Source organism: Apibacter sp. B2912 (assembly GCF_009827835.1).
Taxonomy (GTDB): Bacteria; Bacteroidota; Bacteroidia; order Flavobacteriales; family Weeksellaceae; genus Apibacter.
Window position 1 is genome coordinate 539,193 of record NZ_WINV01000001.1, and the last position, 14,838, is coordinate 554,030.

Here is a 14,838-nt window from a genome sequence, read left to right on the forward strand (position 1 = left end):
GTTTTATATATTATTTTATAACAATAACTCTAAATTGCTTTCTTATCTCCTCCAACCGTTTTAAATACGGTACCTAAAATTATGACCATATCTAATAGGAAAGACCATTTTCTAACATAATAAATGTCTGCAATTATTCTTTTTTGCATATCTTCTCTGGAATTTATTTCTCCTCTGAAACCTTTTACTTGAGCTAATCCGGTAATACCAGGTTTAACATAATGTCTTAGGCTATATTTTATTAATAGATCATTATAATAATTATCTTGAAGAACCATATGTGGCCTAGGCCCTACAACAGACATATTTCCTTTTAACACATTGAAAAACTGAGGCATTTCATCCAAACTTGACTTACGCAATATACGACCTAATTTAGTCACTCTTGAATCACCTTTTACAGTGGCTTTAATGTCATTATCTTTACTGTTTTTCATCGTTCTGAATTTATAGCAATAAAATATATTCCCTCCTAATCCCACTCTTTTTTGAGCATAGATTACAGGTTTGCCAGATTCTAGTAAAATTGCTATTGCAATAAGCGGATATAGCCAACTTAAAATAAAAATTATAACAAACAATGAAAATAGAATATCAAATAGCCTTTTTATAAATTGATTCCAAAAATCATCTAAAGGAAATTTTTTAAATAACAGTATTGGAAATGTATCATAATATTCTAAATTTAAACTATAAAATGAATCATACACTGTGCTTGGAATAAATCTAATTTCAACATGAAGTTTTTGTGCTAAAATTATCAGTTCATCATGTACTTTGTTTGAAAGTTTTCCATTTAATGAAAAAAATATAATTTGGATTTTCTCTTCAACTATATAATATTTTAACCTAGATAAATCAAATTGATACAAATTCTTTTTTTTATTATCATTTACACTTGATAAAAAAGTACCACAATTTATGTATCCATAATCTTTTCTTCTAGATAGAAAATTAATAAAAGAATGAGTGTTTTTATTCTCATCTATAAAAATGGCCCTTATGTAATTTCCACCTAAACTTCTATAAATTTTCAAAAATAAAAATAGAAAAGCTCTAATTATAAAGGTTAATATAAACAGAGAAATTAAAAAAGAAATTGTTACTTTATTTGAAAATAAATCATCTTTTTTTAATCCCGATACAGAGAATACTATTATGCTGAATAATATTATTTGATAAAAATTATTTTTAAAAATTGATATAATATTAGTTACTCTATCTACGACATATAATCGAGTTTTTAATGAAATAAAATACCAACTCATCAATAAGATTATCAGAGCTTTATAATGGGAATGGAATAAATCTTTTACATGTACAAAGTAAATATCTAAATTGTGATATTGGATTTTTAAAAAATGAAAAAATAAGATAATAATTAAAACTAAATCAAGTAATAGTTGAAGAATAAAACTATTCTTTGAATATTGAGTATATTTCATACATTATTAAATTTATAAAAAATAAAAAATAAACTAATATTTGATAAAAATAGTTAAATTTTCTTAAATAAATATTTTTTATTTTAGTATTTTAGTCTGTTTTAATATGAACATAATATTTACATAAAAATTATTAATTTCTCAAAATTATGGATAAAATAAAAGTTTTACATGTTGTTGAAGCTCTTGGTGGAGGTATTTATACTTATATCAAAGACTTAACGATTTTTTTTGGCAAACAATCTAACTTATTTGATACTACTATTGCATATTGTGGAAAACGTCGTGAAGTTGCTAATATAGATATTAAAAAGGAATTATCTAACGGGGTTTCATTAATTGAATTAGATATTAATAAAGAAATTTCTTTAAAAGATTTTAAAAGTATATATGAATTATTAAATATATGTAAATCATTAAAACCTGACATTATACACCTTCATTCATCTAAGGCAGGAGTAATTGGCAGATTTGTATCTTTATTTTACAAAAAAGCAGTTGTATTTTATACTCCTCATGCTTATTCCTTTTTACGTAAAGATATTTCTTATCTAAAAAAAGAATTTTATTATTACATAGAAAAGTATACATCCAAATTTTTTGGGGGAACAACAATTGCATGTGGAGATAGTGAATTTGAATATGGAAAAAAATTCGGAAAAACATTATTGGTGAGAAATGGCATTAACATTGAAACTATATCAGATAAATTTAAACCCGAACAAATTAATAATAAACGATTAGTTATAGGTATCATTGGAAGAATATCACATATTAAAAATCCCTGGTTATTTAATAATATTGCCCAAAATAACCTCGACATAGATTTTTTATGGATCGGAGACGGTGAATTACGAGATGCTATTACTTCTCAAAATATAACTATAACCGGTTGGTTAAATCGTGAAAATATATTTTATTATTTAAATCAATTAGATATTTATATACAAACATCTCTATGGGAAGGTCTACCTATAGCGCCTCTTGAAGCAATGACTTTTCAAAAACCAGTTCTTGCTACTAATATTATGGGAAATAAGGATATTGTAGTTCATGGAAAAACTGGATTCTTATTTCATGATGAAAACGATATCCAACAATATGTTGAAATTTTAAAAGATAGAGATATTCGAGAAGAAATGGGTAAAAATGGACTTACTCGCTGTAAAGAAGTATTCAACTTAAATAAAAACTTTAATAATTTGAAGAATATTTACTTAGACTGTTTAAATAAAAATAACCAAATAAACTAAAAAAAATACAGCTAAAAACTATACCGTCAAAACGAATTAAAAAGTCATCAGTCATATTTGATATTATGAAAAATAATGAAAAATAAATTATTAAAGAATTGTGCAATTTACATCCTATATAAAAAGGTATGAGCATAAATATAATTAATAAGATTAACCCCACTATTCCAAATCTTAATAAATAGTCTAAATATTGATTATGAACAGGAAATTTATACTTAAATAAAAATTTTTGATTAGTTTCACGATAATATTCAAATAATTTTCTTTTTCCATCAGATGCACCTACACCTATCCATAAGTTTCTTTTGGATAGGTCTATTGTGGATTTCCAAATAGTCAATCTTGTAACCATTGAATTATAAATCTCACTTTCGGGATCTTTAAATTCATCTAGCTTTCCCACTTTATCCAGATTATTAAAAGAAACTGTAGTATATTTTTTTATTATATATGGAAAAAAATTTATAAAAAGAAATATAAAAATCGCTAATAAAGCTGTTATTAAAACAGTTTTTTTTAATGTAAAAATGGATTTATATTTATGTAAAGTTAAATAAATAGTTCCTAATATCGCACAACATACCGCTATTCTCGTATTTATAATAAAAACTAAATTCAATAAAATTATATATATAATGAAATTAAATATACGGATTAAACGATTTTTATGTATATTATTATAATAAGTATATAATGCACAAATACAGCAAAATGAAACAATTAGATTAAGTGCAGGTGCGTGATTATTATCAATACTCCTTGAAAAACTATACCCCATATCCCACACATCTATTCCATTTAAATATTTTACAATATTTTCCCTAAATAGTACAATATATCTTACTGAGAAAAAAATTAGTGTTAAACACATAATTTTTGTCCAATAATTAATTATTCTAAATATTTCTATTTTAAATGGGGAAGTTAGAGTAAAAAAAGGAAAAAATAAATATATCATTTTTTTTTCTAATGATTTTATGCCATAATAAAAACTATCATTATTCCAAAAAAATAATATTTCAATTAAAAATGGAATAGATATCAATATTATCAAATAATGAAATTTAATTTTATATTTTAATTTAAAAAAACTAAATACTAAGAATAAAAAATAAATTAAAATCAAAATTGAACATACTGATCTAAATATAATACTACTTAATATTAATAAAATAAATATAAAATTTATTTTTTCAAGCTTTTGATTTGTAAACATCATCAAATAAAATAAAATAAATAAGAGGGAAAATTCCAGCTTTATGTCTTATAGAAGACCCTAAATCTGGTTCAAACAAACCTTGAACTATGAAAAAAGAAAACACGATATAATAAATCCACCTAATGTTATCACTCTTTTTTAATTTCAATCTTTTTTTAAACCTCAAGGATAAACAACCAAATAAAAATATCTGCCATATTGCAAAAACTACAACTTGTGGCGCTAAAGAAAAAATGGAGTTAAATGGTATATTTACTACCATAAACCCATATAATATTGATACTGCTTCTCCATACCACGTATCAGTGGAAACAGGAGATATTATGACCGATTTCGCTTCTTCTCTAATTTTTGGATCATCTAAACGTACTTGATTTAATTCTGTCCTTGTTTGGTCAGACATGTAGTCTCCTTTTACATATCCATATGCCAAACTAATAAGGATTATTAATAATAAACCATATATAAACAGTATATATACATTGTTCGTTATACGTATTAGATGCAAAACACTAAATAACAACGTTATGATTAATACTAGAAAATAATAATTTCTAAATACTATAGCAAAAATTATAAGGAGTATGCAAACTATTATTCTATTTCTTATAATATGATTTTTCTTTTTACATATTACAACAAGTAAAGTACAGAATAAAAATGTAATAAATTCTTTAGTTTGCATAGATATATATATTCCTAAAAGGAAAAAGGCAAAATACATAAGACAGTTATTTACTCTTATTTTATCAAAATTGGAAGGAATTCCCATTTTAACTAATATATAAATAAGAATAGGATACTGTAATATAGCAACTACTGGAAAAGGTAACCATCGAACACCTGTATAAGTGTAAAATGCAATCGAAAAATTATAACTACCTATTATACCACTTAAATTCCACGTATTATTGATAATTGTCAATGCATCTGAAAAATATTTCTTAGGTAATATAAAGCTACTACAAATTGCTAAAATACACCCTAAAAAAGCTAAACTATAAAAAACAAATTGACTTTTAGTTATTACTAAGTTATTCATTATTATTTAAAAATTTAAATATTTGTAAAGAAATATTTTCCCAACTAAGTGATTCTTTCTTTTTATGCATTTTTTTAGCTAGATAATTTCTTTTATCTTGGTCATGTATTAAACCTGATAAACCTTCTTTTAAAGATTCCTTATTGGGTTCAACCCAAATACATTCATCATCATTTAATTGTTCATGAAAACCTCCAACATTGGTACATACCATAGGTAACTCTGAATTTATACCTAACGTTATAACTCCAGATTGAGTAGCTTCTAGATATGGTAAAACTAAAATATCAGCCCAATTTAAAAGTTTTCCAATTTCTAAATCTGAAAGATATTTATCTTGAATTTTTAATTTATTTGATTTTTTGATTTTTGAATCATAAATACTTTTTCCGGCAATTATACATTCATCTATGCTCCCTGCAATTTCTTCAATAACTTCAGAGAGAAGTTCCACTCCTTTATATGGACTAATTCTACCTAGAAAAAGTATTTTTTTTCCACGATTAACTTTAAAAGGGGAATTTATTATAAATTTATTTTCAATTAAACCATGAGGTACAACAATGCTAGGTTTTATTATTTTTAAGGAATTTTCCACATTTGATTTGACGTAATTAGTTAGATAAATTATTTTGGTACTAAATTTAATATTTAAATTAGAATACCATTGTATAAAACAACCATTTTCACCCTTATGTAAAATTCCATCATGTACGGTCATTATTACATCTCGTCCTAATATCCTAAATAAAAGAATAAAAGGAAAATTCCATAAATGAAAATAAGGTAAATATAACTTTTTATAATTTTTTATAATTTTGGGTAAATGTATTGCAATATAATAGGGAAGAAAAAATAAAGTATTAATTATAAATGAAATAGTAGAATTAAATGTTTTTACAGTTTTTTGGTTAGGTATTGTAATTCCACCAATCAAATATTTAGATTTATAATAATCATAAGATTCTTTAGGAAAATGTAAAACTATGCTATCTGAATATAACGGTAAACTCCCTGTTCTCCCAAAAGATAAAATCATTATCTTATTTTTCATTTTTTAAATTTATCTCAATATTATCTTAAGTATCAAAGCTAACCTATCCCATTGCCTACGCTTTATCCTATTTATTATAATAGGTATAAAACTTAAATATATTGTCGGCAAGTTATAAAATTTTAAATTTTTCTTAGCAAATAATATTTTATTTTTTAAAAAATAATAATCTGCGAATAAAGTTTTTCTTTGTTTTCCATCTTTTCCACAGTTTATAGTTGTTCCATGTTTATGATAAATATGAAATTTTGTTATGATTAGCGATTTCCACTTTCTCTTCTTTGCTCTGCTTGCATAATCCCATTCTTCAAAATATAAAAAATAATCTTCATCTAAAAAACCTACATCTTTAAAACATTCTTTTTTTATAAACATAGAAGCACCAATTGGTATTAGATTATTTATATCAGATTTTGAGATATCAGAAAATTGCTTATTTTCATATAAAGGAAAAGTATGAGCTAGCCAAGGATTAAATTTATTACCAACACACTGTAATTTTTTAGGAAAATCATAATAACATAATGAATTACCAACTAATCCAACATTATTTTTTTCTTTACTCATTTTAATAGAGATATTGCGTAAAAAATCAGTAGGAATTACCGTATCATTATTTAGAATCCAAATATAGTCATATTTATCCTGCTTTTTAAGAAACTTTAAAACTATATTATTTGCCGCTGAGAATCCTTTATTTTCTTTTGCTTTTATAAATACAATTTTTTGTTCAATTACTTTCTTTATTTCAATTTCTTCTTCATTAATAAATAATATATCATTATTATTTTTATGAGAAATTGGATAAACAAGATCTGGAAATTTTGTACTTAAATTCAAAGGAACGTTTAAACTCCATTTTTTAAACATTTCATAATCCTTTTCTCTAGTAGAATTATCCACAACGAACAACTGAAAATTTTGTTCAGTTGATTTAAGTATAGACTCCAAACATTCCAATGTATCTGAATATCTATTATGATTTACTATAGAAATCTTATATATCAACTTAATCTAATATTTTTTGTTAAAGAACTTAAATGCTTATTCCAAGAATTATCTGTGTAATTGCTATTATGATATTGAATAAAATAATTATTATCAGAAATTATTTTTTCTATAACGGATTTTAATTGCTCACTATTATCTTGATCAATTATTTTTCCAAAATTATTATTTTTAAGAAGAATATCTTCCGCACCACCAATTCGTGTTGTTATTATATAATTTTGAAATCTATAAGCTTCAGAAAAAACTATTGGATAGCCTTCACTTCTGGAAGTTAGCACAAAAACTTTAGCCCGATTATAATATTCCCATAAAACACTCTTATCATAAATAGGACCTGTAAAAATTACTTTTTCTTTTAAATGAGTGTTAATAGCAAAAAATTGTTTTATCTCTTTTTTAAAATCATCATCGTAAGGCCCTATAAAATAAAATAACCAATTATTTACATTAGACAATTTATCAATAGCATTTAAAAACATTTGTGAGTTTTTTTCAAATGCTCCTAATCGCCCAACTGTTATAAATATATTCTCTTTCTCTTTAAAAGACCTAATTTTTAATGACAGCTTACTTAATTCCTCTTCATCAAAACCATTTTCAATAAAAAAAATTTTTTCAGGTATATTTAAATTCTTTTTCCATAATTGATATGCTAAATCAGTTTCCAAAGAAATATAATCACTTTGTTTAAGTAAGATATTATAAATCCTATTTTTAATGAAAGAGGCATTTTTTCTTACTTCTATTATATCTTTTCCACCATCTACTTTTAAATAAAACTTTCCATTTGGATTAACAAGTTTATATAACATACACAAAATGGCACTTGTTGTACGAAAATGAAAAGTCATCAATAAATCAATTTTTTTTCCTTTAAAAATCACATAAAACAAAGATGATATAAAAAAAGAGATTTTTTCTAAACCTTTTAGTAAGAAAATATTTTTAAGCGGAATTAAATTGATATTTCTAAATTTATCTTTAAAGAATCTATTTGTTAATTTATTTTGATAAACTATTGTTGTTTTGCATTTTAATTTTTTCCCTAAATAATAAGGTACCAGAAATACATCTTTCCCCAAATGTTCCTTTTCCAGATTATAAAAAATTAATGTTAAATTATTAATATTCATTTCTATAATACTTTTAAAAACATAAAAAATAATTTTTTAAAGAATTAAAATAATCTCAATATCAATAAATATTTTATACCATAAATTCAAATAAAAAAAATTATCAACTAATGAAGTAAGTATTTTTATAATAATTTTCATGTTATTTTTTAGTAATTAAGGTGATCGTCTCTTAAATTTATTATAATTATATAAAAAATAACCTAAAAAATCATCATTTTAACAGATTTTGTTAATCAAAACTAATATAATTAATATTTATATTTGCCAAAAGTTAGATATTAAAAATAGTAACAAAATTTGTAACTCTATCTTTATGATCAATTTCTAATTTAGGATTAATTAAAATCAAATTTATATTGTTCATTGCTTTATATTTTTAAATATTTTATGAATCGACATAATACGCAAAAATATTCATTTAGGATAAATTAAACAACAATTATAATTATTTTATTTACTAAAATTACTCCTTATATATTATATGATAAGATAATTTTTTGGTAAATTTTATATTTAACCCTATATAATATTCTTTTCTAAGAAAAATTAAATTATAATTTATTAAATGAAATAAATAACATAAATTTCAAATAATAAATTAAATAAAATGAGCGATCAAATAATAATATAAATTAATGAATAAACATCCCTTTTAAACTATCTTTCCAATCAGGAATGGAAATACCAAATGTATTTTTAATTTTAGTTTTATCTAATAAACTGTATCTAGGACGTTTTGCTGGAGTTAGATAATCCGAAGTTAGTATAGGATTGATTTTTATTTTAGATTTATTTATTTTTTTTATCTCTTCACTGAATTGATACCATGAACATTCTCCTTCATTAGAGTAATTATAAATACCATAAGCTCCTATATCATTTTGTATAATAGTTAAGATAGCATCTGCTAAATCAAATGCATTCGTAGGAGATCCTATTTGATCGTTAATGACATTTATTTCTTCTTTTTCTTTAAATAATTTTAACATGGTTTTCACAAAATTATTCCCAAAGGGAGAATATAACCATGCCGTTCTAATTATATATGTTTTAGGATTATAATATTGTGCAAACACTTCACCATTCAATTTTGTTTGACCATATATACCTAATGGAGCTACCGGATCATCTTCTTTGCGTGGTGTAGATTCTTCTCCTGAAAATACATAATCAGTAGAAATATGTATAAAAGTTGCTTTTTGCGATGCACTAGCTCTAGCCAAATATTTTACTGCATCAGCATTTAATTTTTCGGCCATCTCAATATCCGATTCTGCTTTATCGACCGCCGTGTAGGCCGCACAATTAATGACATAATCAAATCTATTTGAAAAAAAATATGTTTTTACAAACATTTCATCCAACACATCCAATTCCTGAATATCTGTAAAAACAAAACTATAATTAACAAGAGGTTTATCTTTTATTCGTTGCTTTAACGATCTCCCTAATTGCCCATCCCCTCCAGTAATTAAAATTTTTTTCATAATTTATATTTCAATTGGTTTAAAATCTTTAAATGAAATACCATTTAAATCTTTATTAGAAAGAATTTCTTTTCCGTTCTCAATTCCCCAATCGATGTTTAAATCTTTATCCAAGGGATTAACATTAATTTCGTTTTTTTTATTATAATATCCTTCACATTTATATGCAAATAATACTGTTTCTGATAAAACAGAAAAACCATGTAAGAATCCTTTGGGAATAAATAATTGTTTTTTATTTTTTGAAGATAATTCAACAGAAACATATTGCCCGAAAGTTGGAGAATTTTTTCGTGTATCCACTGCCACATCGATTACTTTCCCTTGTAAAACGTATACCAGTTTAGCTTGGGTATATGGAGGTAGTTGTTGATGTAAACCTCTTATAACCCCATAAGAAGACATTGAAACGTTATCTTGAACAAAATTAGGTTTATAACCTAATTGTTTTTCAAATTGTTTAAAATTATACGTTTCCATAAAATAACCACGAGAATCCTCAAAAACCTTTGGTTCAACAACATAACATCCTTTGAGTTTGGTTTCAGTTACAATCATTTATTTTTTAAATAATTTTTTTATTTTTCTTTCTCAATATTTCTACTCTCTCTTCAAATAAATTTTCAGGTATAGTTACACAAATTTCTTCAAATAATTTCATAAATTGTTCAGGCTGAACTTCAGATTTTCGAGTTGCTAAATTAAAATATATTAAAGTTACCCATAAGGAAGCATGTGTTATACTCTTATCCTTACTCAACATTAGTACTTCTACAGTATTAGTTCTATCTGTATATTTTATAATTTTACTTGTAATTACAATGTCTTTATTATATCTTACTTCTTTTATATAAGCAATTTGATTTTGCAAAGCAACCCATAGACATCCCGTTTTTTTAGACTGTTCAAAATTATCCAATTGATAATTATCTAAACAATGATCTTCCCTAGCATTTAGCATATAATCAAAATATCGAAGATTAGAAAGATGGCCTATAGGATCACAATCTGCAAATCTAACTCTATATGTAGATTCCGGTTCTTTAATTTTCATTTTGTAAATTTTATGATTTATTTTTCTAATTATTAAATAAAATCATTTTTTCTACAATAATAAAAAAAAGTTACCAATTTTAAATAATTATTAAAATTTTTTATAGAAGTTAAAAAAAATTTATTACACATTATATGTATTAATAATACTAACAATCTTATTTAAATCACTATTTTCTAAACCTACATATAAAGGCAGACATAAAATTTTTTCTGATATGGACTCTGATACTGGCATTTTACTACCTTTAACATAATTTATTGTATTTAAAGAAGGGTGAAAATATCGTCTAGGGACAATATTTTGTTCAGCTAATTTTTGTTGTACCTTTAGAAGTATCTTTTCAGAATTAAATATAATGGGATAGTAGCTGTAATTCCACTTAGTATTTTCTCTTATTTGGAGTGATTTTAATTTACTAAAATCTAGCGATTCATTGTAAAAATCTACTACTTTTTTCCTTTCAGCAATTATATAATCTATATAATGTAATACAGACAAGCCCATCGCAGCTTGTAGTTCAGATATTTTAGCATTAATTCCTACACCACAAATATCATTGGTTTCAGTGTATCCAAAATTATGACTATAATTTAACCTTTTCATCAATTCGGAATCTTTGCAAAATAAAGCTCCTCCTTCTCCCGTATGAAATAATTTGGTAGCATGAAAACTACAGGTACTTATATCACCATATTCAAATATGGATTTGTTGTCATGCTCCACTCCAAAACAATGCGCTGCATCATAAATAACCTTTATCTGATATTTCTTTGCAATTTTTTCAATTATTTTCACATTACAAGGATTACCAAACACATGGGTTGCTAATATTGCCGTAGTTTTATCTGTAATTGCTTCTTCAATCTTATTTTCATCTATAGTCAGATGATCCGGATCAATATCCACAAATACCGGTTTACAACATTCCCATATAATGGCGGAAGTAGTAGCCACAAAGCTAAAAGGTGTAGTAATAACTTCTCCTCCCTTAGCAATATTTTTCAATGCTATTTGAATAGGGACAGTACCGTTATTAGTAACTAATATATTAGTAATATTTAAATACTTCTTGAGCTTCTCTTCAAGTTTTAAAACTAATTCACCTCTATTGGTCAGCCATTGGTTTTTCCAAACTTTATCTAAATATTCATTATATTCAGATAAAGGAGGTAAAAATACCTTAGTTACATTAATTCTTTTTTCCAAAATCAAAAAACGCCTTTAATTATTAAAATTTAAAAATCAAAAATATAACAAAATTAATAATTCTCACAAAGAATACACATAATTTTATATCTAGAGCATAATTTATTAAACACAAACATTTAAAACAATTATAACAGCCTCAATAACGTTTACATACTCCAAATATAAATCTGCTATTTATTTTTATTTACCTTTGCAAAAAATATGATATGTCAAATATTATAGCGCTTGTAGGAAGGCCTAATGTAGGAAAATCTACTCTTTTTAATCGATTACTACAAAAGAGGGAAGCAATTGTTGATAGTGTGGCCGGGGTTACTCGTGATCGGCATTATGGAAAAAGTGACTGGAACGGAGTCGATTTTACTGTTATTGATACCGGAGGTTATGTTGTTGGATCAGAAGATATTTTCGAAGAAGAAATAAGAAAACAAGTTGAACTTGCCGTAGATGAAGCTTCTGCGATTATATTTTTAGTTGACGTAACAGAAGGCATCACCGACATGGATAAAGAGGTCTCCAATCTTTTAAGAAAGACTGACAAACCAGTCTTTTTAGTTGTTAACAAAGTGGACAATGCTATGTTGGAAACGGAAGCCATGGAGTTTTATTCATTGGGAATGGAGAAATATTATACTATATCAGGAATGACAGGTAGCGGTACAGGAGATCTGCTGGATGATATAGTTGCCACATTTAAAGAAGAAGATTACGTAGACCCTTTTGAAGGCTTGCCGAGAATAACCATTGCAGGAAGACCTAATGTGGGAAAATCAACATTTACCAATGCCTTATTGGAAAACGAGCGTAACATCGTTACAGATATAGCCGGTACTACCAGAGACAGTATAGAAACCTTATATGAAAAATTCGGATATAAGTTTGTATTGATAGACACTGCCGGTATGCGGAAAAAAACTAAAGTAAATGAAAACCTTGAGTTTTATTCCGTAATGCGTTCCATACGTTCAATTGAGGATTCAGATGTTGTAATCTTAATGATAGATGCAACCTTAGGTTGGGAAAAACAAGATATGAACATCTTATTTTTAGCCCAAAAATACCGAAAAGGTGTTGTTATCGTCGTTAACAAATGGGATTTAGTTGAAAAAGAAACCAATACATTAAAACAATTTGAAAATTTTATAAAAGAAAAGATTGCTCCATTTACGGATGTACCCATCATTTTCACCTCAGCTATTACTAAACAGCGTGTGTATAAAACGGTAGAAACTGCTATGAAAGTTTATGAAAATCGTTCACGCAGGATTAAAACCAGTAAATTAAATGAAGTCATGCTTCCTATAATTGAATCTACACCCCCGCCAAGTATTAAAGGTAAATATATAAAAATTAAATACTGTACTCAACTTCCCACCAGAACACCGCAATTTGCATTTTTCGCAAATCTGCCGCAATATATCAAAGAACCCTATAAACGATTTATTGAAAATAAATTACGTCAAAATTTTGAGTTGACAGGTGTTCCTATTGAAATATATTTCAGACAAAAATAAATTCCATAATAAATAAAAAGCATCTCATGATGAGATGCTTTTTTTTATAATAAATACTTTTAATGATTAGAAAGGATATTCAAATAATTCACTTTCATGATAGTATGGATTACCTTTAGCTTCTAAATTAAGCTTACTTATAGAATACATTACAGTAAATATAAATAGTCCCAACATAAAGATAAAAGCCCCGATTTCTAATAATCCTATACCCCAGAAAGCACCTACTGTTCCCGGCATAATAATATTAAACATATCCAAATAATGTCCGAATAGTACCACACAAGCCATAATAGGGACAATGACATAATTTCTTTTCACTTTACTGCTGACTAATATCAAAAACGGTAAAACTAAATTCGGGATCAACATGGTAAAATAAGTAGGTCCATATAATTTATATCTTCCAAAGAAATATACCGTTTCCTCAGGAATATCAGCATACCAATACAACATGAATTGCGCAAACCACAGGTAAGACCATAAAAGGCTAAACCCAAACAAAAATTTAGCAAGATCATGCATATGGTTATCATTAAATGCGGGTAAAAAACCTTTCTTTTTCAGATATATGGAAATAATCAACATCACTCCAACGGAGGAAACCAAACAGCTGATTAATACATACCACATATATAAAGTAGAATACCAATGAGGATCAATGGACATTAACCAATCCCATGCCCAACAAGCGGACGCCAAAGCAAAGAAAACAATAGCACCTACGCTCCAGTTATAAACTTTTTTATAATCGGAAACTTCTTTAGTTTCATCCAACTTTCTCGTTAGAGATTTTATTTTCCATAAAAAGAAAATACATCCGGCCACATAAATCAGCGTTCTAATAACAAAAAACGGTCTATTTAAAAACGGTTCCTTAGATTTTATAAGTAAATCGAAATGCGAAGAATTAGGATCGGTTAAAGAGGGATCCATCCAATGATATAAATGATTCAGTCCTCCGTGTTCACCACCATATGATGAAAGAAAAATAAATACAACCATTAATAAGCCGCCTACAGGTAGAAACGAAGCAATACCTTCCATTACTCTGATAACAACAATAGACCAACCGGCATTACCTGCATGTTGGACAGCAGCAAAAAACAAGGCGGTAGCTGAAATACCGAAAAATAACATCAAAGACACAAAAAATGCTGACCACGGCCTGTTATGAATTTGATGTTCAGCATGTTCAATATGTTCTTTAGAGTGTGCAACATCTCCTTTATAAACTGAATTCATGGGTTGAGCTCCCGCTAATTCTTCATTATGATGTAAAATTTCCTTAACAGCATGTTCATCTATACGTGAATTCTGATAATACCCTATACCAAAGGCTATCAATCCTACTACGATTAATACTATGGACGTTAATTTAAGACTTGATGAAAATGTATATCTCATA

Annotated in this window: 13 protein-coding genes; 2 read left to right on the plus strand and 11 right to left on the minus strand. The window is 26.0% G+C overall.

Annotated features, from left to right (window positions below; all coding sequences use genetic code 11):
- Window positions 1–29: 29 nt before the first annotated feature.
- Window positions 30–1,445 (minus strand): exopolysaccharide biosynthesis polyprenyl glycosylphosphotransferase, encoded by a 1,416-nt coding sequence (locus GFV01_RS02485; protein WP_160556977.1) that lies wholly within the window; start codon window positions 1,443–1,445, stop codon window positions 30–32.
- A gap of 149 nt (window positions 1,446–1,594) precedes the next feature.
- Between GFV01_RS02485 and GFV01_RS02490 the strand changes: the two genes are divergently transcribed.
- Window positions 1,595–2,698 (plus strand): glycosyltransferase, encoded by a 1,104-nt coding sequence (locus GFV01_RS02490; protein ID WP_185150311.1) that lies wholly within the window; start codon window positions 1,595–1,597, stop codon window positions 2,696–2,698.
- Here GFV01_RS02490 and GFV01_RS02495 read toward each other — a convergent pair.
- The 9 genes from GFV01_RS02495 to GFV01_RS02535 all read right to left on the minus strand — a co-directional run bounded on the left by GFV01_RS02495 (window position 2,640) and on the right by GFV01_RS02535 (window position 11,919).
- Window positions 2,640–3,920 (minus strand): O-antigen ligase family protein, encoded by a 1,281-nt coding sequence (locus tag GFV01_RS02495; RefSeq protein WP_370513720.1) that lies wholly within the window; start codon window positions 3,918–3,920, stop codon window positions 2,640–2,642. The two genes, GFV01_RS02490 and GFV01_RS02495, sit on opposite strands and share 59 nt — an antisense overlap.
- Window positions 3,895–4,962, minus strand: coding sequence for a hypothetical protein (locus GFV01_RS02500; RefSeq protein ID WP_160556975.1), 1,068 nt, complete (start codon window positions 4,960–4,962; stop codon window positions 3,895–3,897). Before GFV01_RS02500 ends, GFV01_RS02495 begins: the two co-directional genes overlap by 26 nt.
- Window positions 4,955–6,016, minus strand: a complete 1,062-nt coding sequence (locus tag GFV01_RS02505) for a glycosyltransferase family 4 protein (RefSeq protein ID WP_160564580.1) — start codon at window positions 6,014–6,016, stop codon at window positions 4,955–4,957. Before GFV01_RS02505 ends, GFV01_RS02500 begins: the two co-directional genes overlap by 8 nt.
- 9 nt (window positions 6,017–6,025) lie before the next feature.
- Window positions 6,026–7,024: a glycosyltransferase family 2 protein gene (locus GFV01_RS02510; RefSeq protein ID WP_160564582.1), complete on the minus strand. Its 999-nt coding sequence runs from the start codon at window positions 7,022–7,024 to the stop codon at window positions 6,026–6,028.
- Window positions 7,021–8,160 carry a glycosyltransferase family 4 protein gene (locus GFV01_RS02515; RefSeq protein ID WP_160556972.1) on the minus strand — a complete coding sequence of 380 codons (1,140 nt, stop codon included), beginning with the start codon at window positions 8,158–8,160 and terminating at the stop codon, window positions 7,021–7,023. Before GFV01_RS02515 ends, GFV01_RS02510 begins: the two co-directional genes overlap by 4 nt.
- A 635-nt stretch (window positions 8,161–8,795) precedes the next feature.
- Window positions 8,796–9,650 (minus strand): dTDP-4-dehydrorhamnose reductase, encoded by an 855-nt coding sequence (gene rfbD, locus GFV01_RS02520; protein WP_160564584.1) that lies wholly within the window; start codon window positions 9,648–9,650, stop codon window positions 8,796–8,798.
- 3 nt (window positions 9,651–9,653) lie between these two features.
- Entirely contained in the window at window positions 9,654–10,208 is a 555-nt protein-coding gene (gene rfbC / locus GFV01_RS02525; protein WP_160564586.1) for a dTDP-4-dehydrorhamnose 3,5-epimerase, read from the minus strand.
- Window positions 10,209–10,215: 7 nt separating this feature from the next.
- Window positions 10,216–10,704, minus strand: coding sequence for a thioesterase family protein (locus GFV01_RS02530; RefSeq protein WP_160556969.1), 489 nt, complete (start codon window positions 10,702–10,704; stop codon window positions 10,216–10,218).
- A gap of 123 nt (window positions 10,705–10,827) precedes the next feature.
- Window positions 10,828–11,919 (minus strand): DegT/DnrJ/EryC1/StrS aminotransferase family protein, encoded by a 1,092-nt coding sequence (locus GFV01_RS02535; RefSeq protein WP_160564588.1) that lies wholly within the window; start codon window positions 11,917–11,919, stop codon window positions 10,828–10,830.
- 203 nt (window positions 11,920–12,122) lie between these two features.
- On the opposite strand from GFV01_RS02535, the gene der reads away from it, so the two are divergent.
- The gene (der, locus tag GFV01_RS02540) at window positions 12,123–13,430 is read left to right on the plus strand and encodes a ribosome biogenesis GTPase Der (RefSeq protein ID WP_160541745.1); all 1,308 of its coding nucleotides are present in this window, start codon (window positions 12,123–12,125) and stop codon (window positions 13,428–13,430) included.
- A gap of 66 nt (window positions 13,431–13,496) precedes the next feature.
- On the opposite strand, the gene GFV01_RS02545 is transcribed toward der, so the two are convergent.
- Window positions 13,497–14,837, minus strand: coding sequence for a quinol:cytochrome C oxidoreductase (locus GFV01_RS02545; RefSeq protein WP_160564590.1), 1,341 nt, complete (start codon window positions 14,835–14,837; stop codon window positions 13,497–13,499).
- Window position 14,838: the final 1 nt, after the last annotated feature.

What these genes read in the sequence shown, in the direction of transcription:
- GFV01_RS02490 (WP_185150311.1), top strand. Translation starts at nt 1,595, where the DNA reads ATGGATAAAATAAAAGTTTTACATGTTGTTGAAGCTCTTGGTGGAGGT.
- GFV01_RS02495 (WP_370513720.1), bottom strand. Translation starts at nt 3,920, where the DNA reads ATGATGTTTACAAATCAAAAGCTTGAAAAAATAAATTTTATATTTATT.
- GFV01_RS02530 (WP_160556969.1), bottom strand. Translation starts at nt 10,704, where the DNA reads ATGAAAATTAAAGAACCGGAATCTACATATAGAGTTAGATTTGCAGAT.
- rfbC (WP_160564586.1), bottom strand. Translation starts at nt 10,208, where the DNA reads ATGATTGTAACTGAAACCAAACTCAAAGGATGTTATGTTGTTGAACCA.
- GFV01_RS02515 (WP_160556972.1), bottom strand. Translation starts at nt 8,160, where the DNA reads ATGAATATTAATAATTTAACATTAATTTTTTATAATCTGGAAAAGGAA.
- rfbD (WP_160564584.1), bottom strand. Translation starts at nt 9,650, where the DNA reads ATGAAAAAAATTTTAATTACTGGAGGGGATGGGCAATTAGGGAGATCG.
- GFV01_RS02505 (WP_160564580.1), bottom strand. Translation starts at nt 6,016, where the DNA reads ATGAAAAATAAGATAATGATTTTATCTTTTGGGAGAACAGGGAGTTTA.
- GFV01_RS02545 (WP_160564590.1), bottom strand. Translation starts at nt 14,837, where the DNA reads ATGAGATATACATTTTCATCAAGTCTTAAATTAACGTCCATAGTATTA.
- GFV01_RS02500 (WP_160556975.1), bottom strand. Translation starts at nt 4,962, where the DNA reads ATGAATAACTTAGTAATAACTAAAAGTCAATTTGTTTTTTATAGTTTA.
- der (WP_160541745.1), top strand. Translation starts at nt 12,123, where the DNA reads ATGTCAAATATTATAGCGCTTGTAGGAAGGCCTAATGTAGGAAAATCT.
- GFV01_RS02485 (WP_160556977.1), bottom strand. Translation starts at nt 1,445, where the DNA reads ATGAAATATACTCAATATTCAAAGAATAGTTTTATTCTTCAACTATTA.